This window comes from Streptomyces sp. NPDC003016, assembly GCF_053591455.1.
Genome location: NZ_JBSFTV010000015.1, coordinates 83,014 through 105,618, shown reverse-complemented (window position 1 = coordinate 105,618; position 22,605 = coordinate 83,014). Strand labels below are relative to the sequence as shown.

Sequence of the window (22,605 nt, the reverse complement as noted above, 5' to 3'; positions counted from 1 at the left end):
TCCGGCGACTCACCGTCAGGAATGCCGCGGGCAGCGCATGCGGGGACGGCGCGGTTCGGGGGCCGCGCGGTTCGGGCGCGGTTCAGGTGACCAGGCGCAGGGCGAAGCGCAGCGAGTGGGCGAAGATGTCCTCCACCTCCTCGTCGGGCAGTCCGTACCAGCCGTGATCGGCGTCCGGCACCGTACGCAACTCGACCGGCGCACCGGCGCCCTTGAGGCCGGCGGCCAGGGCTTCGCTGTTCGTGCACGACACCATGGTGTCCTTCTCGCCGTGGACGAGCAGGAAGGGCGGCGCGTCGGAGCGGACGTGCGTGACGGGGCTCGCGGCGCGGGCACGGTCGGGGGCGGCGGCCGGGGCGGCCCCGATCAGCAGGGCCTCCGGGGTGGCCGGGTTCGCGGGGTCGTAGCCGTCGCGGGGGGTGGTCAGATCGCTCGGGCCGTACCAGACGACGGCGCCGGCCAGGGGCGGGTCGGTGTGGGTGAGGGCGAGGTGGGAGGCGAGGTGCCCGCCGGCGGACTCTCCCCACACCACCGTCCGCCCGGTGTCGATGCCGAGCTCCGCCGAGCGCAGCGTGAGCCAGCGCAGTGCGGTGCGGAGGTCGTCCAGCGGGGCGGGGAAGGTGGCTTCGCCGCTGAGCCGGTAGTCGGCGCAGGCGACCGCGACCCCCGCCGCCGCGATGCGGGCGAAGGGCCCCGGGGCCCAGTGGCGCGTACGCAGGCCCATGTCGTCGCGCCGTCCGCGGCGCCAGGCACCGCCGTGCACGAACAGCACCAGCGGGGCGGGCCCGGCCGGGGCGGCCCCGGGCAGCCACAGATCGAGTTCCAGCGGGCGGCTGCCCTCGATGGCACCGCAGGGGACGCCGCGCAGCACGCGTACGCCGGACTCGTCCCCGTACACGGCGGAGGGAGGCAGGGGGGCGACGTCCGGGTGGGGCGCGGCGATCAGCTCCCGCAGGGAGGGGCGGCCGGGCTTCACCGCGTCCGCCACTGGTGGTCGGGCAGGAAGCGCACGTCGAACTCCTGAGGGACGGTACCGAACTTGTGGGGTTCGGGTACGACGGGCTCCTTCGGCAGGCCCAGTTCCTCGGCGGGCGCGCCGAGGTTCTCGAAGAACCGCTCGAAGGTGCCTCCGGGACCGGCGGCGACGCCGACGACCTGGCTGTGGTGGCGCTCCATGCGGTAGGCGTGCCGGCAGTTCTTCGGCACGAAACCGAAGTCGCCGGGGGTGAGGAGCTTTTCCTGCTGGTTGCCTTCGGTGTCCTCGACGAACAGCCGGACCGCTCCCTGGGTGATGTAGAAGACCTCGTGGGTGTCGATGTGCAGGTGGGCCGGGATGAGGTCGCCCTTGGGGCCTTCGACGGTGAAGAAGTTGAAGGTGTTCTCGGTCTGCTCGCCGCCCGCGTAGACGGTGATCAGGTCGCCGAACAGGTGGGCGCGGTCCCCCTCGCCCTTCTCGATGAAATAGGGCTTCCCCGGTTCGGCGGGGATGCGCGAGGCACGCCGGTAGCGGGTGGCGTACTCGATCGTCATGGGTTCTCCCAGGGTCGGCTTCACACAAGGAATGTCAGGTAGCCTGACATAAGAGTCGGCCGACGGGCAAGCCGCCGGCAATAAACTCGTCCCCGCCGGCCCACCGGCCGGCCCGACCCGCCCGACCGCCGTGAGGAACACGTGAGGAACAGATGAACGCCACCGGCCGCGACCTTCCCCAGTTGCTCGGTGATGCCCGGCGCTGGTTCGAGGACGCGCTGCTGGCGACTCTGGACGAGGCCGGCGCGGTGCCGGTGTCCCCGACCCAGGCCCGGCTCTTCGCCGTACTGGACGAGCAGGGCACCACGGCCTCCGAGCTCGCCCGGCGGATGGGCGTCACCCGGCAGACCGCGCATCAGGCCGTGCACGGCCTGGTCGCCGACGGACTGCTGGAACAGGTCCCCGACCCCGCCTCCGGCCGGCAGCGGCTGATCCGGCGCACCCCGGAGGGCGAACGCGCGCACCGCCGGGCCTGCGTGATCCTCGCGAGGCTGGAGGAGGAGCTGGCGGGACGGATCGGCCGCGAGGCGGTCGACGCCCTGCGGGCGGCGCTGGAGGCACCGTGGGGCCGGCCGCCCTGCCTGGACCGGGCCTGAAGGCCGCCGGAGCACGGGGCTCCGGAGCACGCGGCGGCCCGGGGAACCCGAAGGAAGCGGCACGCGGACACACGACAGGGGGGCGGCCGCCGAAGCGACCGCCCCCCTTCATCCGTTCGGCGCGTCAGAACACGTCAGAGCGCGTCAGATCTGGTCAGAGCAGGTCAGAACTGGAGCGCCCAGGAGTCGATCTTCCCGATGTCGTTCGCCGCGTTGTCGCTGACCCGCAGCTTCCACGTGCCGTTGGCCACCTCCGAAGAGGCGTTGACGGTGTACGTGGTGATCAGGTTGTCGCTGCTGCCTCCCGTGCCGTAACCCTTGAGGGTGTAGGCGGTCCCGTCGGGGGCGATCAGGTCGACCTTGAGGTCACCGACGTACGTGTGCTTGATGTCGACCGGCACGCTCAGCGTCGCGGGCGCGTTGCCGGTGACGCCGCTGACGGTGACCGGCGACTCCACCGTGGCGTTGTCGCTGATCGTGTAGTCGGTGAGGTTCTCGAACCGCTTGCCGGTGGGCGGCGGGGTGGTGCCGCCCGTACCGACGTACAGCAGGCGGTTCGGCGAGCCGGTTCCGGGGCTGGTCACGACGCCCGTGGTGGCGGCCGAGGTCAGCGCGGTGGAGACCTGGGCCGGAGTGGCGGTCTTGTTGGCCGCCAGGTAGAGCGCGGCCGCGCCCGCGACGTGCGGGGAGGCCATCGACGTACCGGAGATGGAGTTCGTCGCCGTGTCGCTGGTGCTCCAGGCCGAGGTGATGGACGAGCCCGGCGCGAAGATGTCGAGGACGCTGCCGTAGTTGGAGTAGCTGGCCCTGGCGTCGGTGCTGGTGGTGGCGCCGACCGTGATCGCCTCGCTCACCCGGGCGGGCGACTTGGTGGAGGCGTCGGTGGACTCGTTGCCCGCGGCGACGGCGTAGGTGATGCCGGAGGCTATGGAGTTGCGTACGGCGGTGTCGAGGGCGGCGTCGGCGCCGCCGCCGAGGCTCATGTTCGCGACGGCCGGCTTGACGGCGTTCTTCGTCACCCAGTCGATGCCCGCGACGACCTGGGCGGTGGTGCCCGAGCCCTGGTTGTTGAGGACGCGGACGCCGACGACCTTGGCCTTCTTGGCGACGCCGTACGCGCCGCCTGCGACCGTACCGGCGACGTGCGTGCCGTGGCCGTGGCCGTCCTGCGCGGTGTTGTCGTTGTCGATGGCGTCGTAGCCGTAGGAGGCGCGGCCGCCGAAGTCGCTGTGGGTGATGCGTACGCCGGTGTCGATGACGTACGCCGTGACGCCCTCGCCGGCGGCGTCCGGGTAGGTGTAGCTCTGGTTCAGCGGGAGGGCCTTCTGGTCGATGCGGTCCAGGCCCCAGGACGGCGGGCTGGGCTGGGTCGCGCTGACGGTGAAGGTGCGGTTCTGCACGACGGAGTCGACGGCCGGGTCGGCGGCGAACTTCTTCGCCTGCGCCTCGGACAGCTCGACGGCGTACCCGTTGAGGGCCGCGGTGTACGTCTTCCTGATCTTTGCGCCGTACTCCTTCGCCAGCGCCTTGCCCTCCGCCGAACCGGCGTCCGCCGCCGCCTCGTCGAGGGTCACGATGTAACTGCCCGCGATGGTTCCGGGGGCTCCGGCGTTCAGGATCCGGCCCTCGGCGGCGGTGGCCGCGGTGGCGGGGAGGGCGGAGGCCGCGCCGAGCGCGAGGGCTACGACGGCGGTGGCACTGGCTGCGGCAATTCTTCGCCGGGAACTACGCATCACGGACATGTGAGGGATCCTCCTCATTGGCGGTGCGCTGGTGGGGGGTGGTGCGGCGGTGCGGCGGTACAACAGCAGGACATGGGCATGACAAATTGACGCTTCGGGGTCCGCGTCGTTTCCCGCGTCTTGCCGCCAGGCGAAAGATTGGCGCATCCATAGGAATCCCACAAGAGTCAATTCGGACCCGCAATACACCTGCCACACACCCGACATGGACGATCACCGCGCGGAGGACTTCCTTACGCTTCCCGCCTGACGGCCTCGACGACTCCGGCCACCCCGGCACCCCCGGTCACCCCGGCACCCCCGGCACCACCCGGCGACCTCAACGACACCAGCGGCTCCTGCGGCTCCTGCGGCGCCGTGACCTACCGCTGCCCCGCCGACGGCTCCCGCGCCCCGCCGAGTCCCTCGCCCGGCACTGCCCCGCCTGCGGCGGCCCCTGGGATCTCGGCTTCACCCCCTCCTCGCCCGTACCGCTGAAGTCACTCGCGGGACGGGGGAGTTCACTGTGGTGTTACGAGGAGACACTGCCACTGACGGGTACGGCGACCGCCGTCACGCTCGGGGAGGGCCGCACTCCGCTCACCCCCTCACCGACGCCGTTTCGGCCACACTCGACTTCCTGATGCCGGCGCTCCCGTTCAAGGACCGCGGCGCGGTCATGCTCGCCGAACTCGCCCGCCGTCCCGCCCGCCGCCTCGGCCCCGGCCGGGTGGCCCGCGCCGTCGCGGACAGCAGCGGCAACGCGGGCACGGCGATCGCCGAACTGCACGCCCACGGACTCATCGACAGCCGCCCCGCACTGATCGCCGTACAGGCCCAGGCGGTGTCGCCGCTGGCGGCGGCCTTCCGCCCGTGCGCCGAAGACCTGGAAGGTCCGGCGCGTCCGGCGCGTCCGGCGCGTCCGGCGCGTCCGGCGCGTCCGGATGCCGCCGACGAGACATCGACGGCCCACCCTCGCCGAGGGCATCGCCATCCCGCGCCCACCGCGCGCCCGTCAGATCCTGTGCGCCGTACGGGAGTCGGGCGGCACGTTCCTGACCGTGACCGAGGACCGATTCCGGGCCACGCAACTGGACCTGGCGGCACGCGGACTCTTCGTCGAGCCGGCCGGGGTGACGTGCTGGGCCGGGGTGACGTACTGGGCCGCGATGAGCGCACAGCCGCCGCCGGAGGGCCGCACGGCGGTGGTACCGCTGTGCGGTGCGGGGGCGAAGACGGGCCTGGCGGCGCAGTAGCGGAAGAAGCGGAAGGATTCTCCCGGAAGAACCCTTCCCGAAGAACCCTTGCCGAAGAGTCCTTCCGCTTCACCACGCCATCTCGGCCGCATCACCTCCGTCACCCCGCTGTGCACGCCGGGACCGAGCGCTCCGCTCCTCCCGCTCGCGGGCGTGATCGCCGGCGCCCGGCGGGTTCGGCCACGGCCCCGGTGGTCCGCCCGTACCCGTCAGCCGATCGACGTGTCACCGAAGGACTCCAGCAGCTTGCGCAGGGAGCCGCCGAGGCGGTCGCTCTCCTCGCGGCCCAGCACGCGCAGCATGCGGGCCTCGTTGGCGAGGTGGGCGGCCATGTACTCACGGGTGACCTCGTGGCCGTGGTCGGTGAGCCGGATCCTCACCGTGCGCCGGTCGCCGCCGCTCTCTTCGCGCACGCGTTCGACCAGCCCCTTGACCTCCATGCGGTCGATGCGGTTGGTGATCGCGCCGGAGGTCACCATGGCGGCCTTGAGGAGTGCGCCGGCCGGCAGGGCGTACGGCGGACCGGAGCGCTGGAGGGTGGTGAGTACGTCGATCTCGCCGAGTTCGAGGCCGCGTTGGGCCGCGAACGTCCTGAACTCCTTGTCCAGCACGCGCCCGAGACGCTGAAGCCGGCCGAGGACGTGCACGGGCCAGAGGTCTTCCTCCAGGTCCGGGCGCTCCACGAGCCACTGGCCGATGATCGCGTCCACCGCGTCGCTCATCCTGATTCCCTTCAACGTAAGCAATCTCAACGTTAAGACACTTGACGTTGAGAGGTAGGGACTGTTTTATCTCAACGTTGAGATTATCAAGCCTGAACGACAGGAGCTCTCATGCCCGAGCCCGCCCCGACCCCGACCCCGGTCGCCCTCTCAACCCCGTCCGCCCCCTCAACCTCCTCCGCCCCGTCCACGGCAGTCCCCTCCATCCCGCCCGCCCCGACCGGAAACCGCCAGGTCCCCGCCCTCTGGCTCGCGCTGCTCGCCACCCCCGTCGCCGCCGGCGCCAACAGCCCGGTCCTGATCCTCCCGGAGATGGCAGGCTCCTTCGGGGTCCGGCCCGCGACCGCCACCTGGCTCGTCACGACGTTCGCATGGGCCATGGCGGTCGGCACCCCGCTGATGGCGAGTCTGCTGCGCCGCCGCGGCCTGCGCACCACCCTGCGCGTGAGTACGGTCCTGGTCCTGGCCGGAACCCTGCTGGTGGCCCTCGCGCCCTGGATGGCGCTGGCTCTGCCGGGCCGGGCGGCCCAGGCCGTGGGCGGCGCCGGGCTGATCACCTCGGCCATGAGCCTGGCGGGGTCGGTCCGCCGGATGGGGGTGATCACCGCGGGCTTCGGCGTCCTCGGCGCGGCCGGCCCGCTGCTCGGCTCGCTGATCGCGGACGCGTTCTCCTGGCGCGTGTCGCTCACGGTCTCCGTACTGGCCCTGCTCGCCCTCCCGGCCGTGACCCGCGCGGCCCCCCGCACGCCCCCGGCCCCCACCACCGCCTTCGACGCCCGCGGCGCCTCCCTCCTGGTGGCGCTGGCGACCGCGTTGGTCCTCGTCCCCCACCACCCGCTGCCGGCGGCCTGTGCGGCGCTCGCGGGGGCCGCGTTCCTGGTGGCCCACGTCCGCACCCGCCCCGACGGCTTCGTCCCGGCCGCGCTCCTGCGCACCCCGGCGTTCCTGTCGGCCGCACTGCTGGCCTGCGCCCTGTCGACGTCGTACTTCACGCTGCTCTTCGCGGTGCCCCAGCTCCTCACCGCCCGTACGCACTGGTCCACCGCCACCATCGGCGCGGGCCAGCTGATCGCCCTCCTGGTCGGCTCCCTCCTCTCGCTGGTCCTCGCCGCGCTCTCCGCCCGGCTGGGCAGGCGCACGGTCCTCACGGTCCTGATCGCCTTGGGCGCGCTGGCGCCGGTGACGGCCACCGTGACCCCCTGGGCGCCGCTGCTCCTCCTGGTGGCCGCGGTCGCGGCCCTCACGACCACGGCGGGCAACGCGACCCTCGCGGTGTACGCGACCCAGGCCGCCTCCGACTCCCAGCGCCCGACGGTGATCGGGCTGTTCAGCCTCTGCTACCAGCTCGGCGGCGCGTTCGGCCCGGCGATCGCGGCCCTGATCACCCTCACCTGACCGACGATTCCCCCGGCAGAACTGCCGCGTCCATCCCGCTTTGTGAAAAAATGAGACAGACCTGCCACCACGCACACACCGGAGGTGGATCATGGGCCAGGCGCGCGAGGTCATGGACCGGCTCACCGAGGCGCTCACCGGGGGAACGGACCTCAAGGCCATCATGGAGTGCTTCGCGCAGGACGCGGTCGCCGTCACGCCGGACCGAGAGTTCCGGGGCCGGGAGAACATCGGTGAGTACTGGCGTCAGATGACGGACGCGATCCCGGACAGCAGGTACGAGTCGGTGTACGCGCACGAATCCGGCAACACGGCGATCGACGAGGGCTACTTCACGGGCAGGAACACCGGCCCGCTGGTGCTGCCGTCCGGCGAGAGCCCGGAGCCGACGCACAAGGAAGTGAGGATACGGGGCTGCGACGTCGCGACGGTCGAGGGCGGCAGGATCGTCAGCTATCGGCTCTACCTCGACCAGCTGGACTTCCTCGGCCAGCTCGGCCTCCTGCCGAACGTGCCGGTGCGACCCGGGAGGTGACAGCACCCGTCACCTCATCTCGTCCCACCTCACTCCACCGGCGGCGCTTGCGGGCCACGTAGTACACGTTGAGGACGCCACCCTCCACCTCACGCACCTCGACGTCGCCGAACCCCGCATCCCCGAGCAGCCGCAACACCCGCTGCTTGCCCCACACCGCGCCCAGGGCCGCCGCCCTCCCGAGCGAGACGGTCATGCCGTAGAAGACCGAGAAGGGGTAAAGGGCGGGGCCGAGCGGGTGGCCGATGTTCTCCTCCGGTCTGCCGTACTCGACGAAGCCGCCCACCGTCATGCCGCCGAGCCACTCCCGCACGTACCGCTCGTCGAGACGGGCGGCCACGGCGATCTGCGCACTGGTCGACGGCGGCAGGCCGGACATGACGTCGAACAGCCCCGTCCGGTGGCCGAGACTGCACAGATACCCCGGGCAGGAATCATGGAGCACCTGGCCCATCCGCTCCGCGAACTGCTCCTGCCGCACCGGCTCCAGCGTCTGCTCGGACATCACGCCCCCCTCCGGAGGCCGGAGAATTCTGACCGTTTCCTCCCGGTACTACACCGGAGCCCCACCGGCGCCACGACGCCGGCGAAGCCCTCCGTCCCGCCCCGGGGCAACCGAAAGTCGGCACGGAAACGCGGAAGGGACCGGACTCACCAGAGCCCGGCCCCATCCGACCTGCATATTTACGCGGCGTTGCTTCGATCCCTCACACATTGAAGCGGAACTCCACCACAACCGGCTTGACCTGCGGATATGCGGGCGCGTCCCAGCACCATCCCAGCACGGGAATCTCGACAAAGCACAAGAAGATTCGACGCCGAGAACGCTACCTAACATATGCGGGCGCCGGTGCACGGATGCTCGAAGCTCTGACCTGAGTTTCAGCCGCAGCCCTCGAACCGCACCATTGAGCAGATCCACAACGATCCGGCTGACGACGAGCAGGCCCTGCCCCCACCCGTCGGGGCATGCCCTGGCACGGCATGCGCGTTCCCGGCTCAGTCGGCGGTGCCGGGCTCCACGACCCACTCGGCTTGCAGCCCGCTCACCGAGGTGATCATGTCGAAGTCGCCGTCGTAGTGCAGGACCGTGGCCCGGTGCCGTTCGGCGGTTGCCGCGATGAGGACGTCGGCCAGCGACAGCGCCCGGTGAAAACCAGCGTTCAGCGCCAGTGCCTGGATCGCGAGTGCCCGCTCGAACTCCTCGTCGTTGCAGGGCACGTAGTCGAAACCACGGAGCAGAGTACGCAGGCGCAGCGCCTCGGGCTTTCCGCGCGCCGAGTACAGAACCTCGTACTCGGTCGGGGCGCACACCGCCAGGAGCCCGTCACGGTCCAGCGCATCCAGCCGCGCCCGCACCGCCGGCTTGCCCCGGCGGGCCAGCGCAGACTTGTCGATGAGGTAGCGCCCCTTCACGCCGCCGAAGCCCCGCCTTCGCGCTTTAGCGAGCCGTCCGGATTCCGCGGCCCCGTCTGCGACCGGATCTCCGCGAACGCGTCCTCGAACTCACCCTCGTCAATGGCATCGAACAGCTCCCGGCGCAGCCGCAGCCTCACCCCCTCCTCCATGGCCGCCCGCACTGCGGCGGCCTTCGTCTTCACCCCGTACACCCGCATCGCCTGCTCGACGATCTCCTCATCCAGATCGATCACAGTCCTGGCCATCAGTTGTCCCTCCACAGTCCGACGACCTACCAATGATATCAATTCAGACTTAGAAATGACATCAGAAGGCTGAGGTATCCCGAGGGCACCTGGATCAGGGGCCGAATCGCTCCGGGCAGGCCAGTCCTGTATCCGCCCTCACTATGCAGCGGGCGTACGTGAAAATCAGAGCGGGGACGTTGTCGCCGGCCCCATCGGCTGCCTGGGGCAGACAGGAGGCAGCGGAGGGCCACATCCGTTGCTGCGGCAAGTTGTACTCGCGGGGCAGCCCATACCGCCGGGCCTCAGCGGAGTGAGCGATGAGGGCGCGGAAGATCGCAGCCTGACCGCCCCAGTACCTGGCGTTCGCCTCAACCCAACCAGTTCTCTCCCTGAACTGTCGCGTGAAGAGAGCGCAGACAGTGGGGTGGACCTGCGCACCGGACCGTACGACTGCACAGAAGAGCGGGGCTGTACGCCAGGTTCGATCCCAGCACGGGCAGCCCACCCGCACCCCAGCACGATCCCAGCACGGTAGGGATGAGCAGGGGTGATGGCGGGTGACGAGGAGTCATCCATCCCAGCACCATCCCAGCACGGGAAAAGCCAAGGGCCCGACCCCGAAGAGCCGGACCCTTCCTGACCTGCATGTTTGCCAGATCAGCGACGTGGTGATATGTCATCCACTACACGTTGAAGCGGAACTCCACCACGTCGCCGTCCTGCATGACGTAGTCCTTGCCCTCCATGCGGGCCTTGCCCTTCGCGCGGGCCTCGGCGACCGAGCCGGTCTCGACCAGGTCGGCGAAGGAGATGACCTCCGCCTTGATGAAGCCCTTCTGGAAGTCGGTGTGGATCACACCGGCCGCCTCGGGGGCCGTCGCGCCCTTCTTGATCGTCCAGGCGCGGGTCTCCTTGGGGCCTGCCGTCAGGTAGGTCTGGAGGCCCAGGGTGTCGAAGCCGACGCGGCCGAGGGTGGCGAGGCCCGGCTCCTCCTGGCCCATGGACTGGAGGAGCTCCAGGGCCTCCTCGTCGTCGAGCTCGATCAGCTCGGACTCGATCTTCGCGTTGAGGAAGATCGCCTCGGCGGGGGCGACGAGCGCGCGCTGCTCGTTCTTGAAGTCCTCGTCGACCAGCTCGTCCTCGTCGACGTTGAAGACGTAGAGGAACGGCTTGGTGGTGAGGAGGTGGAGCTCGTGGAGGAGCTGCCCCTTCTCCGTGCCGGCGGTGATGCCGGCGGCGAAGAGGGTGGTGCCCGCTTCGAGGATCTTCTGGGCCTCCTCGACCGCGGCCAGGACCGCGACCTTCTCCTTCTGGAGGCGGGACTCCTTCGTCAGGCGCGGCACCGCCTTCTCGACGGACTGGAGGTCCGCGAGGATCAGCTCGGTGTTGATCGTCTCGATGTCGTCCTTGGGCGAGACCTTGCCGTCGACGTGTACGACGTTCTCGTCCTTGAAGGCACGGATGACCTGGCAGATCGCGTCGGACTCGCGGATGTTCGCCAGGAACTTGTTGCCCAGGCCCTCACCCTCCGAGGCACCGCGGACGATGCCGGCGATGTCGACGAAGTCGACCGTGGCGGGGAGGACCTTCTGGGAGTTGAAGATCTCGGCGAGCTTCGCCAGGCGGGGGTCGGGGACGCCGACGACGCCGACGTTGGGCTCGATGGTGGCGAACGGGTAGTTGGCCGCCAGCACGTCGTTCTTGGTCAGGGCGTTGAACAGGGTCGACTTGCCGACATTCGGCAGGCCGACGATTCCGATCGTGAGCGACACGTTGGCGACTTCCTGGAGTGCGGACTGGCCACGGGAGTGGACCGATCCCCCAGTTTACGGGCGTGTCCTGTCGGACCCACGACCGGAAGGGCGAGCGGCCGCGTGACTTCGAACGCAGGGCCAAGGTCACCCAAAGGGCGTGTCCTGCGCCTGGTTCGTCCCTCCCCGCGACCTACGTTGTCCAGGTGGAGCAACACAGGGCACGTCCCCCTCGTCCCCAGCAGCGGTCGCAGACCCCCCTGCTCCCGTCGGGCGGGTCCACCGGGGCCCCCGCCGCCCACCGGGTGGCGGCGAGACCGGCACGGGCCGTGCCGCCCGTCGTACTGGCCTTGCGGCGGCTGCCCAATCCTCGGCTGACCGGGCTCGGCAGCGGGCTGTTCGCCGCGGCCGTGATGCTGGTGGCCGGCGGCCTGGACCGGCTGCTGTTCGACGGTTCGCCGCTCGTGTACGGGCTGCTGTTCCTGCCCCTCAGTGCCCTCACCGCACTGTGGGTGCGCCCCGCCGACCTGGTCACCGCGCCGATCGTCGTACCGATCGCCTTCGCCGTCGGCCTGGTGCCGATCGCCGGGGGCTCGAGCGGGTTCGGCGGCCGTGTCATGGCCGTGGTCACGGCGCTCGCCGTACACGCGGGCTGGCTGTACGGCGGCACGCTCGTCGCCGGGCTCATCGCGACCGTACGCAAGGTGCGGCTGATGACGCGGCGGCGGACCACCGCGCGAGCAGCCGCCCAAGCCGTCGCGCAGCCCGCCCAGCCCGCCGCACATGTCACCGCCAAGGCCGCCACCGCCAAAGCCACCACCAAGACCGCCGCCGTCAGGTCTGCCGCCGCCAGGGCCGCCACCCGGCGCGCGGCCCGCAAACCTGCGGAGTAGCGGAGCAGGAGCCGCTACGAGCCGGCGCCGGCCGCCATGGCCGCGCCCACGATCCCCGCGTTGTTCTGGAGCTGCGCGGGGACGATCTCGGCGCGGACGCCCTCGATCAGGGGGAGGAACTTCTCGGCCTTGCGGCTGACCCCGCCGCCGATGATGAAGAGCTCCGGCGAGAACAGCATCTCGACGTGCGCCAGGTACTTGCGCACCCGGTGCGCCCACTGCTCCCAGGACAGGTCCTCGTCCTCCTTGGCCTTCGTGGAGGCGCGCTTCTCCGCGTCGTGGCCGTGCAGCTCGAGATGGCCCAGCTCGGTGTTGGGCACCAGGACGCCCTCGCGGAAGAGCGCGCTGCCGATGCCCGTACCGAACGTCAGCAGGAAGACCGTGCCCTTGCGGCCGGCGCCCGCACCGAACGTCATCTCGGCGACGCCGGCCGCGTCGGCGTCGTTGAGGACGGTGACGGGCAGGCCCAGACGGTCACCGATCAGGGCCCGCGCGTCGACGTCGATCCAGCCCTTGTCGACGTTCGCGGCGGTACGGGTGATCCCGCCCGTGACCACGCCGGGGAAGGTCACGCCGACCCTGCCGCTCCAGCCGAAATGGCCGACGACCTCCTGGACGCACTCGGCCACGCGCTCGGGCGTGGCCGGGTGCGGAGTCAGTACCTTGTGCCGCGGTTCCGCCAAATCGCCGCGCTCCAGGTTCACGGGAGCGCCCTTGATGCCGGATCCGCCGATGTCCACTCCGAACACGTTCATGGACTCAACGTTACGGGGTGGAGCTGACCGTCACGTGCCCGAGAGGCGGGCGGCTTCGGCGCGCAGGTCCCGGCGCAGCTCCTTGGGCAGCGAGAAGGTGATCGACTCGTCGGCGGTCTTCACCGTCTCCACGTCGCCGTAGCCGCGCTCGGCCAGCCACTCCAGTACGCCGTCGACCAGGACGTCGGGGACGGAGGCGCCGGAGGTCAGGCCGACCGTGGTGACGCCTTCCAGCCACGCCTCGTCGATCTCGTCGGCGAAGTCCACCAGGTGCGCGGCGGGGGCGCCGGCGTCGAGGGCGACCTCGACCATGCGGATCGAGTTCGAGGAGTTCCTGGAGCCCACGACGATGACGAGCTGGGCGTCCTCGGCCAGCTTCTTCACCGCGATCTGGCGGTTCTGCGTGGCGTAGCAGATGTCGTCGCTGGGAGGGGAGAGGAGGTTCGGGAACTTCTGCTTCAGGGCGTCGACCGTCTCCATGGTCTCGTCGACCGAGAGCGTGGTCTGGGAGAGCCAGACGACCTTCGACTCGTCGCGCACGGAGACGTTCGCGACGTCCTCGGGGCCGTCGACCAGGGTGATGTGGTCGGGCGCCTCGCCGGAGGTGCCGATGACTTCCTCGTGGCCCTCGTGGCCGATCAGGAGGATGTCGTAGTCCTCCTTGGCGAAGCGGACGGCTTCCTTGTGGACCTTGGTGACCAGCGGACAGGTCGCGTCGATCGTCGCGAGCTTGCGCTCGGCGGCCTCCTGGTGGACGGCCGGCGCGACGCCGTGGGCGGAGAACATGACGATCGAGCCCTCGGGGACCTCGGCGGTCACGTCGACGAAGATCGCGCCCTTCTTCTCCAGGGTCTGGACGACGTACTTGTTGTGGACGATCTCGTGGCGGACGTAGATCGGCGCTCCGTACTGCTCCAGGGCCCTCTCCACGGCGATCACGGCACGGTCCACGCCCGCGCAGTAGCCACGGGGAGCGGCGAGAAGGACACGGCGGGCGGCAGGTGCAGTCGTCATGTTTCCCATCGTACGGGCGTGCCCGGAGCCCGGAGATCAGGTCCGTGGTCAAGACTGGGCGCCTGACCGCGGAGTTCTGCGTACGGAGGCGCGATGACCGGGACGAGAGACGGGACGCGGGAAGAGGCGGCCGGGCTCCGGCGCAGTCTGGGGTTCCGGGACCTGGTCGTCTACGGGCTGCTCTTCATCGCTCCCATGGCCCCGGTCGGCGTGTTCGGCACGCTCGACGCGAAGTCGCACGGCGCGGTGGCCCTCGTCTACGTCGTCGCGACGGTCGCGATGGCGTTCACCGCGTTCAGCTACGCCCAGATGGTGCGGGTGGTCCCCCAGGCGGGCTCGGTCTTCGCGTACGCCCGCAAGGCGCTCGGCGAGGGCCCCGGGTTCATCGCCGGGTGGATGGCGATGCTGGACTACGTGCTGATCCCTGCCGTCGCGTACCTCTTCTCCGGGATCGCGATGCACGCGCTCGTGCCGTCCGTCTCGCAGTGGGTGTGGACGGCGCTCGCGGTGGTGGTGACCACGGGGCTGAACATGTGGGGCGTACGGGCGGCCGCGCGCGTGGGCTTCGCGGTGCTCGCCATGGAGATCGTGGTGCTGCTGGTGTTCGTGGTGGCCGCGGTCGTGGTGCTCGTGCAGGACGGGGCGCGGCGCGGCTGGCTGTCGCCGCTGTCCGGCGACGGCTCCCTGGGCGGCTTCTCGCTCGCCGCGGTCCTGGGCGCGGTGTCGGTGGCGGTGCTGTCGTACCTCGGGTTCGACGCGATCGCGTCGTTCGCGGAGGAGGTGACGGGCGGCTCGGCGAAGGTGGCGCGGGCGGTGCTGTTCTGCCTGGCGCTGGCGGGCGTGCTGTTCGTGGCGCAGACGTATCTGGCGGCGCTGCTCCAGCCGGGGACGGCGGCGGGGCTCGCCGCGGAACCGGGGAGGCAGGGGACCGCCTTCTACGACGCGGTGGACGCCTCGGTCGGGACCTGGCTGGGGGATCTGGTGGCGGTGAGCAAGGCGATCGGAGCGGCGTTCGCGGCACTGGCGGGGCAGGCGGCAGCCGGGCGGCTGCTGTTCGCGATGGCGAGGGAGCGGCGGCTGCCGCGCGTACTGGCGGAGGTCGACCCCGCTTCGGGCGTGCCGCGGTTCGCGCTGGGGGTCGCGGCCGTGGTGACGCTGGTGGCGGCGGTGTGGGCGGCCCGGCGCGAGGACGGTCTCGACCATCTGGTGTCGGTGGTCGACGTCGGGGCGCTGACGGCGTTCGTGCTGCTGCACGTGTCGGTGGTGAGCTGGTTCGCCGTACGGCGGATGGCGGGGCCTCCGGTGTGGTGGCGGCACGTGCTGATGCCGGCGCTGGGCGCGGTGGTGGCGGTCGCGGTGATCGTGGAGGCGTCGCGCACGGCGCAGGTGGTGGGCGCGGTGTGGCTGGTCGTGGGGCTGGTCGTGGTGGTCGCGCAGCGGGGGCGCCGGACCGGGCCCGGTGTCGGTGCCGGCGGTTAGCCTTCGTGCATGGCTCTGCATACGTCCGCTGACGCTCCGCTGCCCGTCGGTGAGGTCTCGCGCCTCATCGGCGGGTGGATCGACCGGCTGGGGCCGGTGTGGGTCGAGGGGCAGATCACGCAGCTGTCGCGCAGACCTGGCGCCGGGGTCGTCTTCCTGACCCTGCGTGATCCTTCGCAGGACATCTCGGTGGGCGTGACCTGCTTCCGGCAGGTCTTCGACCCGGTCGCGGACGTGGTCACGGAGGGCGCGCGGGTCGTGGTGCGCGCGAAGCCCGAGTGGTACGCGCCGCGCGGGCAGCTGTCGCTGCGGGCGGCGGAGATCAAGCCGGTGGGGATCGGTGAGCTGCTCGCCCGGCTGGAGCTGCTGAAGAAGTCGCTGGCGGCCGAAGGGCTGTTCGCACCGGACCGCAAGCGGCCCCTGCCGTTCCTGCCGCAGCGTATCGGTCTGGTGACGGGCCGGGCGTCGGCGGCCGAGCGCGACGTCCTGGAGAACGCGCGCCGGCGCTGGCCCGCCGTCCGCTTCGAGGTGCGCAACGTGGCGGTGCAGGGGGTGAGCGCGGTGGCGCAGGTCGTCCAGGCCGTCAAGGAGCTGGACGAGCTGACGGAGGTCGACGTCATCATCGTGGCGCGCGGCGGAGGCAGCGTCGAGGACCTGCTGCCGTTCTCGGACGAGCAGCTCGTACGGACGGTGTCCGGGTGCCGTACGCCCGTGGTGTCGGCGATCGGGCACGAGCCGGACTCGCCGCTGCTCGACCTGGTGGCGGACCTGAGGGCGTCGACGCCCACGGACGCGGCGAAGAAGGTCGTGCCGGACGTCGGCGAGGAGCTGGACCGCGTCCAGCTCCTGCGCGACCGGGCGCTGCGGACCGTGCAGGGCCTGCTGGACCGCGAGGAGCGCGGGCTCGCGCACGCGCTGGCCAGGCCCGCGATGGAACGGCCGCACCGGATGGTGGAGGACCGCGAGGCGGAGGTCGACGCGCTGGTGGCGCGCAGCCGGCGCACGCTGGGGCACCTGCTGGACCGCGCGGACTCGGAGCTGTCGCACACCAGGGCCCGGGTGGTGTCGCTGTCTCCGGCGGCCACGCTGGAGCGCGGTTACGCGGTGCTCCAGCGGGGCGACGGCGCGGTGGTCCGCTCTCCCGGGGAGGTGGCGCCGGGCGACGAGCTGCGGGCCCGGGTCTCGGAGGGGGAGTTCGCCGTGCGGGTCGTGGAGTGAGGCAGTGGAGTGAGTCCGTCACGGAGCCTGCCGCACCGGGGTGAAGCGGGCGGCCGGTGACCGACTCCTTCGGGAGGGCCGGGAAGGGGTGGGGCGCGGTGCAGAGACAGTCTTGTTCGTACGCACACAGAGGACGCATAGGGTGGAACGCATGGCCGAAACGGACGAGTCCGCGGCGACGCTCGGTTACGAGCAGGCCCGGGACGAGCTGATCGACGTCGTACAGCGCCTGGAAGCGGGCGGTACGACGCTGGAGGAGTCGCTCGCGCTCTGGGAGCGCGGCGAGGAGCTGGCGAAGGTCTGCCGACGCTGGCTGGACGGGGCCAGGGCCCGCCTGGACGCCGCGCTCGCGGACGAGAGCTGAGGGACGGGCCGGGGGGAGAAGAGGCCGGGCGGGACCGGCAGGGGGCCGGGCGCGCGCTGTGAAGCCGATCACGACGATCCCACTTTAGTTGAAAGTTAACCTACTTTGACCTACGGTGAAGTCACTGCCCGACCCCTTCGCCCCACCACCCCCGTACGCCCGGAAGGCAAGCCGCATGTCTCTCGTTCTTGACGCCGCCGCCCAGGACCTCCTCTTCCGCGAGGCCCGCACCGCGAACACCTTCGCCGACGAGCCGGTGACCGAGGAGCAGGTCCAGGCGATCTACGACCTGGTCAAGTTCGGTCCGACCGCGTTCAACCAGTCGCCGCTGCGGGTCGTCCTGGTCCGCTCCCCCGAGGCCCGCGAGCGCCTCGTCCCGCTCATGGCCGAGGGCAACCGGCCGAAGACCGCCTCCGCCCCGCTGGTCGCGATCCTGGCCGCCGACAACGAGTTCCACGAGGAACTCCCGGCCCTGTTCCCGCACTTCCCGCAGGCCAAGGACATGTTCTTCTCGGAGCGCCCGGTCCGCGAGGAGGCCGCCGGCCTCAACGCCACCCTCCAGGCCGCGTACTTCCTCGTGGGCGTCCGCGCCGCCGGCCTGGCCGCGGGCCCGATGACCGGCTTCGACTTCGCCGCCGTCCAGAAGGAGTTCCTGGACGGCGACCACACCCCGCTGATGATCGTCAACATCGGCAAGCCCGGCGACGACGCGTGGTTCCCGCGCTCCCCGCGCCTGGCCTACGACGAGGTCGTCACCACCGTCTGACGTCAGTCCGTCCGGACTTCCGGCCTTCCGGCCGTGCGGTCCACCCGGCCAGTCCGGACGACAGGACGCGAGAAAGCCGCCGTAATCCCCGGATCACGGCGGCTTCGTCATGTTCGTCACACCCGGGCGGCCCGGCGGCTCAGGACTTCTTCGCCTCCAGCGCCTCGGCCATCTCCGTCAGACGCTCCTGCGACGCCGTCCCCGTGACCACCGTCGTCACGCCCTTCTCCTCGCGCACCAGCGCGTCGTACTTCGGGCCTTCCCAGCGCTGCCAGCCCTCCCCGCCGACCCGCAGGGTCTTCCCGGTCCTCGTCGCCTGCCGGCTGACCTCGCGGACGAACTTCTCCGCGGGCCCGGACGACTGCTCGACCGCGACGTACTCCCGGTCGGGGTCGAGGTAGCCCAGGTGCCAGGCGTCGCCGGCCTGCCGGTCGTACGAGACGGACGTCGGCTTCCAGGTCTCCGGGAGCCCCACCGGGGCCGCCACCGGGTACGGCGCGGCCCGCCGCGCCGTGACGAGCTCGACCCGGTAGTCGACCGGCTTCAACGGGTCCGCCGAGTCGTCGTGCGGGATGAACATGTACATGCTCGCGGCGGCGATGCCGATCACCGACATCGACAGCACCATGCCCCGGACCGTCTGCTTGCCTTTCATACCTGCCACTCCCCCATCGTCCCCCATGCCCGGACGCCGCCCGCGCGTGGGGCGGCTCATCCCGATATGCCGCTCATACGTGCCCCCCTCTGCTCATTTTGTCGACGTACCGATAGAGTCGGCGGCACCCTCTTTATCCGGCCGTCGCCGTACAGAAAGGTGCGCTCCGATGACCGAGCACCATCTCCCGTCTCAGCTGGAGGTCTCGCCCGAGGCCCCCGACCGCAACCTGGCCCTGGAGCTCGTCCGGGTCACCGAGGCCGCCGCCATGGCCGCCGGGCGGTGGGTCGGCCGCGGTGACAAGATCGGCGCGGACGGCGCAGCGGTGAAGGCCATGCGGACCCTCGTCTCGACCGTCTCGATGAACGGCATCGTCGTCATCGGCGAGGGCGAGAAGGACGAAGCCCCGATGCTGTTCAACGGGGAACGCGTCGGCGACGGCACCGGCGCCGAGGTCGACATCGCCGTCGACCCGATCGACGGCACCACGCTCAACGCCAAGGGCATGCCGAACGCCATCGCCGTGCTCGCGGCAGCCGACCGCGGCACCATGTTCGACCCGTCCGCGGTCTTCTACATGGAGAAGCTGGTCACCGGCCCCGAGGCCGCCGACTTCGTCGACATCAACGCCCCCGTCTCGGTCAACATCCGCCGGGTCGCGAAGGCCAAGCACTCGACGCCCGAGGACGTCACCGTGATGATCCTCGACCGCCCCCGCCACGAGGGCATCGTCAAGGAGATCCGCGAGACGGGCGCGCGGATCAAGTTCATCTCGGACGGCGACGTCGCGGGCTCGGTGATGGCGGTGCGCGAAGGCACCGGCGTCGACCTGCTCATGGGCATCGGCGGTACGCCCGAGGGCATCATCTCGGCCTGCGCGATCAAGTGCCTCGGCGGCACCATCCAGGGCAAGCTGTGGCCCAAGGACGAGGCCGAGCGCCAGAAGGCCATCGACGCGGGGCACGACCTCGACCGCGTACTGCACACGGACGACCTGGTCAGCGGCGAGAACGTGTTCTTCGTCGCCACCGGCATCACCGACGGCGAGCTGCTGCGCGGCGTCCGCTACCGCGCCGAGACCGCCACCACCCAGTCCCTGGTGATGCGCTCCAAGTCGGGCACGATCCGCCAGATCGACTCGACGCACCGCCTCTCGAAGCTGCGCGCCTACAGCGCCATCGACTTCGACCGCGCGAAGTAGGGCCCCGGCCACGGGACGGCGCCCCTCGTCCGCCCGAGGGGCGCCGTCCTCTGCTCGCCGTACCGGCTGTGCCCGTACGGCTATACCCGTACGGCGAGCAGATACAGACGCGTGATCTGCACGTGGTTGAGGTTGTCGTCCGAGACGAGGTAGAGCGGCCGCCACCCCTTGTGTTCTCCCTCGGTCCACGGCTCGCCGAGCGCCATCCCCTCCACGTTCTGGAGCAGCGGGTTCGCCTGCGGTTGCTCCGTCGTGGCCACCTGCCCGGGGTCTCCGCCCGGGCAGTCTCCGAGGTCGAAGAGCTTGTCGCTGCGCACGAACTCGTCGGCCGGCCTGCGGTACAGCGCCTGCTCCCCCATCACGTCCTGCGCGTCCTCGAGCGACAGCCGCTGGACGCGGACCGCGTTGCCGACCCCGGCGGCGTACTGGCGCTCCAGGGCCAGCAGTTCGTTCTCGCCGGCCGCCACCAGTTCGGTCAGATAGAGCCCGTCCGCGGCCCGGTAGGCGTACTGCCGGTCCGGTACGTACGAGCCGCCCGGCGTGCCCTTGTAGCGCTGGATGCGCAGCAGGTTGCGGCCGCGTTCGTCGCCGTCCTGGGACAGCGACGCTTCCATTCCGGCGTACAGGTGGCGGCCGTCGGTGCTGAGGGCGAGCGCCTCGATGGTGCGGCCGGTCTGGGCGCCGCCGGCCGGCCAGGGCTTGAACTCCTTCGGCACGGGCAGGTCCGCGCCGACCTGACGGCCGGTCGTCAGGTCGAATCTGCGGATGGCGGGACCCGTCTCCGCGGCGACCAGGATCGTCCGGCCTCCCTTCTCCACGACCAGCGCCTCCGCGTCGATCCAGGCGGGCAGCCTGCCGCCCGGCGCGGGGCGCAGAGTGGTGGCGGTCTCCGCCGAGGGCTCCAGGGTCTCGGAACCACCGAGCCGCAACGGGAAGACCCGGTTGAAGTCGTTGTCGGCGAGCGCGAGTGCCTCGCCCTTCCCGCCGGGGAGGAGCGCGAGGCCCGACAGGCCCGACAGCTTCTCGCCGTCGGCCTCCTTCTTGTCGAGCGCGTCGGAGTGGTCGAGCAGGACGGCCCCCTCGGCGCACTCCCCCACCGCCAGGACCGGTTCGCGGACGCTCTCCTGCCACCAGTGGACGGCCGGCACCGTGGCGAACCCGATCCCCAGCCCCAGCACGCCGGCCGCGGTGGCCCACGGCCAGCGCCGCCTGCGCGTCGCGGGGACGACGGGGTCGAGTGCCAGCAACGGCGGGAGTACGGCGAGGTTGCGGACGAACTCCAGGTCGCCGACGCCGTTCTGGCTCTCGTCCTGGGGCTCCTGGGGTGTGGGCAGATCCTCCCTCCCGACGACCCGGTCCCTGACCTCCTGGAAGACGGCGTGCAGCCCGAGCATCTCCGGCCCGTCCGGAACGCCTTCGCGCAGTACGTCGACGAGCTCCCCGGTGAAGACGCTGCACTCGTCCGGGTCCGGCGCGTGGGACGGGCGGTCGTGCGTGGCGGAGGTCATCACGTACGAGCCCTTGATGTTCCGCAGGGTCTTCACCGCCGCCCGCACCCCGAGGTCCGCGGCCACGGTCCCGGCCCCGGCCGGCGACATCTGGAGCACCTTGCCGCTGAAGCAGCAGTCGAGGATCAGCACCCGGCGCATCGCGGCGCCGTTGTCCTTCATCGCACGGCGCACATAGCCCGCGTCCACGCAGGTCTCCGGCTTGTCCTCGCTGGAGCCGGGGACGGTGAGGCAGAGCCTGCTGTCGTCCCGGTCGAGCAGGCCGTGACCCGCGTAGTAGACCAGCAGGGTGTCCAGTGCCAGCTCGGCCGCGGCCCTGATCGGATCGCAGATCTCGGCGGAGGTCTTGGGGTTCGAGACGGTCACGATCCGGTCGTCGGGAATGCCCCAGACGGATCGGTCGGTCAGTGCCCCGCGCAGTTCGGTGAGGTTGTGCCGGACACTGCGCAGCGGTGCGAGACCCTTGCCGCCGGGGTACTTGTCGACCCCGATCAGTACGCACGCGGAGCGGTCCGGGTCGATCCGCTGCGTCCCGCCCTCCGGCGGCAGCGGGGCCCCCGCGGGGCGGACGGCGGGCGTCACGGGGCGCATGCGCCGGGGCCCGGGCCGGGACCCGGCGGAGTACCGTCCGGGGAGCCGGAGCCCGCCGCCGGGGGCTCCGGGCCCGCCGCCGCCGGGGGCTCCTGTCCGTGCGCGCGAAGGATCTCCGCGATCTGCTCGGGGTCCGCGCCGAAGACATGGACCGTGATCGGGCTGCGGGGCCTGCGCGCCCTCCGCCACGCGTCGAACGAGATCGGCAGCTGGGCCACCGCGGCGGCCATGGACACCAGCGCGGCCACGGCCTCCGCGTCGACCCCCATCCGGCCCTGCGCCGCGGTGTCCTCGTCCTCCGCGACCTTGTCGATGCGCGCGTGGCCACGCAGCGACAGGTCGTCGGAGAGCCACTTGTAGAGGGACCGCAGATCCGCGTCACGATCCGGGCCTGCGGCCACCCCGAACCTGACCTCCGTGCCGTGCCTGCGGTCCATGCGACTCCCCGTACACCTCGGCCCGCCTCAGGTGGCGCGCGTCACACGCACCCCGTCCGATGCTCGCACAACTGGCATGGGAAAAGACGCCAGTTGAAACGCACGGAAGGGGGAAGAGGAGTCGAAGGGGGCGAGGAGGAGGAGCGGGGGCGGCGCGGGCCGGGGTCAGCCCGCGGCGGCGATCCGGTCTGCGGGCGAGGCGGCCTTCAGCTCCATCTCGCGCCGCCTGCGCCTGGCCAGCACCACCCGGCGCTCGGCGGCGGTCAGGCCGCCCCAGACGCCGTACGGCTCGGGCTGGAGCAGTGCGTGCTCCTGGCACTCGACCATCACCGGGCACCGCGCGCAGACCCGCTTCGCGGCTTCCTCCCGGGCCAGTCTCGCGGCCGTCGGCTCCTTTGAAGGGGCAAAGAACAGCCCGGCCTCGTCCCGGCGGCACACCGCCTCCGTGTGCCATGGGCCGGCCTGATCCCGGGCCGGCGCGCGCTGCGACGGAACGGCGGCGACCTGCAGGGACTGATGCGGCGGATGCAGCACGGTCTACTCCTGACGACGACTTCGGGAGCGAGCAGCGA

General features: G+C 71.3%; 23 protein-coding genes and 1 pseudogene. 10 read left to right on the top strand and 14 right to left on the bottom strand.

Features of this window, described 5'->3' with window-relative positions; genetic code table 11:
- Positions 1 to 82: 82 nt before the first annotated feature.
- Positions 83 to 988: an alpha/beta hydrolase fold domain-containing protein gene (locus tag ACWDZ4_RS15470; protein WP_451508901.1), complete on the bottom strand. Its 906-nt coding sequence runs from the start codon at positions 986 to 988 to the stop codon at positions 83 to 85.
- Positions 973 to 1,530 carry a quercetin 2,3-dioxygenase gene (locus ACWDZ4_RS15465; protein WP_451508900.1) on the bottom strand — a complete coding sequence of 186 codons (558 nt, stop codon included), beginning with the start codon at positions 1,528 to 1,530 and terminating at the stop codon, positions 973 to 975. Before ACWDZ4_RS15465 ends, ACWDZ4_RS15470 begins: the two co-directional genes overlap by 16 nt.
- Positions 1,531 to 1,682: 152 nt before the next feature.
- Here ACWDZ4_RS15465 and ACWDZ4_RS15460 point away from each other — a divergent pair, with 152 nt between their 5' ends.
- Positions 1,683 to 2,126: a MarR family winged helix-turn-helix transcriptional regulator gene (locus tag ACWDZ4_RS15460; RefSeq protein WP_451508899.1), complete on the top strand. Its 444-nt coding sequence runs from the start codon at positions 1,683 to 1,685 to the stop codon at positions 2,124 to 2,126.
- Between the two features lie 164 nt (positions 2,127 to 2,290).
- On the opposite strand, the gene ACWDZ4_RS15455 is transcribed toward ACWDZ4_RS15460, so the two are convergent.
- Positions 2,291 to 3,868: a S8 family serine peptidase gene (locus ACWDZ4_RS15455; protein ID WP_451508898.1), complete on the bottom strand. Its 1,578-nt coding sequence runs from the start codon at positions 3,866 to 3,868 to the stop codon at positions 2,291 to 2,293.
- A 347-nt stretch (positions 3,869 to 4,215) separates the two neighbouring features.
- On the opposite strand from ACWDZ4_RS15455, the pseudogene ACWDZ4_RS15450 reads away from it, so the two are divergent.
- Positions 4,216 to 5,103 (top strand): annotated as a pseudogene (locus tag ACWDZ4_RS15450) (pyridoxal-phosphate dependent enzyme).
- 209 nt (positions 5,104 to 5,312) lie between these two features.
- Here the strand turns inward: ACWDZ4_RS15450 and ACWDZ4_RS15445 are convergent.
- On the bottom strand, positions 5,313 to 5,825 hold the full coding sequence (locus tag ACWDZ4_RS15445) for a MarR family winged helix-turn-helix transcriptional regulator (protein ID WP_451508897.1): 513 nt from the start codon (positions 5,823 to 5,825) through the stop codon (positions 5,313 to 5,315).
- Between the two features lie 111 nt (positions 5,826 to 5,936).
- Between ACWDZ4_RS15445 and ACWDZ4_RS15440 the strand changes: the two genes are divergently transcribed.
- Both ACWDZ4_RS15440 and ACWDZ4_RS15435 read left to right on the top strand, forming a co-directional pair.
- Positions 5,937 to 7,220: an MFS transporter gene (locus ACWDZ4_RS15440; RefSeq protein ID WP_451508896.1), complete on the top strand. Its 1,284-nt coding sequence runs from the start codon at positions 5,937 to 5,939 to the stop codon at positions 7,218 to 7,220.
- Between the two features lie 91 nt (positions 7,221 to 7,311).
- A complete protein-coding gene (locus ACWDZ4_RS15435) occupies positions 7,312 to 7,755 on the top strand; it encodes a nuclear transport factor 2 family protein (RefSeq protein ID WP_451508895.1) in 444 nt (147 codons plus the stop codon).
- On the opposite strand, the gene ACWDZ4_RS15430 is transcribed toward ACWDZ4_RS15435, so the two are convergent.
- The 4 genes from ACWDZ4_RS15430 to ychF form a co-directional block, all read right to left on the bottom strand.
- On the bottom strand, positions 7,670 to 8,260 hold the full coding sequence (locus tag ACWDZ4_RS15430; RefSeq protein WP_451508894.1) for a hypothetical protein: 591 nt from the start codon (positions 8,258 to 8,260) through the stop codon (positions 7,670 to 7,672). The two genes, ACWDZ4_RS15435 and ACWDZ4_RS15430, sit on opposite strands and share 86 nt — an antisense overlap.
- Positions 8,261 to 8,754: 494 nt before the next feature.
- Positions 8,755 to 9,171, bottom strand: coding sequence for a PIN domain-containing protein (locus ACWDZ4_RS15425; protein ID WP_451508893.1), 417 nt, complete (start codon positions 9,169 to 9,171; stop codon positions 8,755 to 8,757).
- A complete protein-coding gene (locus ACWDZ4_RS15420; RefSeq protein ID WP_062781983.1) occupies positions 9,168 to 9,419 on the bottom strand; it encodes a type II toxin-antitoxin system VapB family antitoxin in 252 nt (83 codons plus the stop codon). The genes ACWDZ4_RS15425 and ACWDZ4_RS15420 overlap by 4 nt, the downstream gene beginning before the upstream one ends.
- Before the next feature lie 665 nt (positions 9,420 to 10,084).
- Entirely contained in the window at positions 10,085 to 11,173 is a 1,089-nt protein-coding gene (gene ychF, locus ACWDZ4_RS15415; protein ID WP_451508892.1) for a redox-regulated ATPase YchF, read from the bottom strand.
- A 284-nt stretch (positions 11,174 to 11,457) separates the two neighbouring features.
- Between ychF and ACWDZ4_RS15410 the strand changes: the two genes are divergently transcribed.
- Positions 11,458 to 12,045: a DUF6542 domain-containing protein gene (locus tag ACWDZ4_RS15410; RefSeq protein WP_451508951.1), complete on the top strand. Its 588-nt coding sequence runs from the start codon at positions 11,458 to 11,460 to the stop codon at positions 12,043 to 12,045.
- A gap of 14 nt (positions 12,046 to 12,059) precedes the next feature.
- Here the strand turns inward: ACWDZ4_RS15410 and ppgK are convergent, their stop codons facing one another.
- Positions 12,060 to 12,800, bottom strand: a complete 741-nt coding sequence (ppgK, locus tag ACWDZ4_RS15405) for a polyphosphate--glucose phosphotransferase (RefSeq protein ID WP_451508891.1) — start codon at positions 12,798 to 12,800, stop codon at positions 12,060 to 12,062.
- A gap of 30 nt (positions 12,801 to 12,830) precedes the next feature.
- Positions 12,831 to 13,823, bottom strand: a complete 993-nt coding sequence (locus tag ACWDZ4_RS15400; protein WP_451508890.1) for a 4-hydroxy-3-methylbut-2-enyl diphosphate reductase — start codon at positions 13,821 to 13,823, stop codon at positions 12,831 to 12,833.
- An 84-nt stretch (positions 13,824 to 13,907) separates the two neighbouring features.
- Between ACWDZ4_RS15400 and ACWDZ4_RS15395 the strand changes: the two genes are divergently transcribed.
- The 4 genes from ACWDZ4_RS15395 (at position 13,908) to ACWDZ4_RS15380 (ending at position 17,641) form a co-directional block, all read left to right on the top strand.
- Positions 13,908 to 15,293: an APC family permease gene (locus ACWDZ4_RS15395; RefSeq protein ID WP_451508889.1), complete on the top strand. Its 1,386-nt coding sequence runs from the start codon at positions 13,908 to 13,910 to the stop codon at positions 15,291 to 15,293.
- A 9-nt stretch (positions 15,294 to 15,302) separates the two neighbouring features.
- A complete protein-coding gene (gene xseA, locus ACWDZ4_RS15390; protein ID WP_451508888.1) occupies positions 15,303 to 16,511 on the top strand; it encodes an exodeoxyribonuclease VII large subunit in 1,209 nt (402 codons plus the stop codon).
- Positions 16,512 to 16,662: 151 nt separating this feature from the next.
- On the top strand, positions 16,663 to 16,875 hold the full coding sequence (locus tag ACWDZ4_RS15385; RefSeq protein ID WP_451508887.1) for an exodeoxyribonuclease VII small subunit: 213 nt from the start codon (positions 16,663 to 16,665) through the stop codon (positions 16,873 to 16,875).
- Between the two features lie 175 nt (positions 16,876 to 17,050).
- Positions 17,051 to 17,641: a malonic semialdehyde reductase gene (locus ACWDZ4_RS15380; protein ID WP_451508886.1), complete on the top strand. Its 591-nt coding sequence runs from the start codon at positions 17,051 to 17,053 to the stop codon at positions 17,639 to 17,641.
- Positions 17,642 to 17,780: 139 nt separating this feature from the next.
- On the opposite strand, the gene ACWDZ4_RS15375 is transcribed toward ACWDZ4_RS15380, so the two are convergent.
- Complete coding sequence (locus tag ACWDZ4_RS15375; RefSeq protein ID WP_344497192.1) at positions 17,781 to 18,305, bottom strand: DUF4245 domain-containing protein; 525 nt, start codon at positions 18,303 to 18,305, stop codon at positions 17,781 to 17,783.
- Positions 18,306 to 18,465: 160 nt separating this feature from the next.
- Between ACWDZ4_RS15375 and glpX the strand changes: the two genes are divergently transcribed.
- Positions 18,466 to 19,497 carry a class II fructose-bisphosphatase gene (glpX, locus tag ACWDZ4_RS15370; protein ID WP_451508885.1) on the top strand — a complete coding sequence of 344 codons (1,032 nt, stop codon included), beginning with the start codon at positions 18,466 to 18,468 and terminating at the stop codon, positions 19,495 to 19,497.
- Between the two features lie 80 nt (positions 19,498 to 19,577).
- Here the strand turns inward: glpX and ACWDZ4_RS15365 are convergent, their stop codons facing one another.
- The 3 genes from ACWDZ4_RS15365 to ACWDZ4_RS15355 form a co-directional block, all read right to left on the bottom strand.
- A complete protein-coding gene (locus ACWDZ4_RS15365) occupies positions 19,578 to 21,587 on the bottom strand; it encodes a caspase, EACC1-associated type (RefSeq protein ID WP_451508884.1) in 2,010 nt (669 codons plus the stop codon).
- Positions 21,584 to 22,033, bottom strand: a complete 450-nt coding sequence (locus ACWDZ4_RS15360; protein WP_451508883.1) for an effector-associated constant component EACC1 — start codon at positions 22,031 to 22,033, stop codon at positions 21,584 to 21,586. The genes ACWDZ4_RS15365 and ACWDZ4_RS15360 overlap by 4 nt, the downstream gene beginning before the upstream one ends.
- 165 nt (positions 22,034 to 22,198) lie before the next feature.
- Positions 22,199 to 22,567, bottom strand: coding sequence for a WhiB family transcriptional regulator (locus ACWDZ4_RS15355; RefSeq protein ID WP_451508882.1), 369 nt, complete (start codon positions 22,565 to 22,567; stop codon positions 22,199 to 22,201).
- Between the last annotated feature and the right edge of the window lie 38 nt (positions 22,568 to 22,605).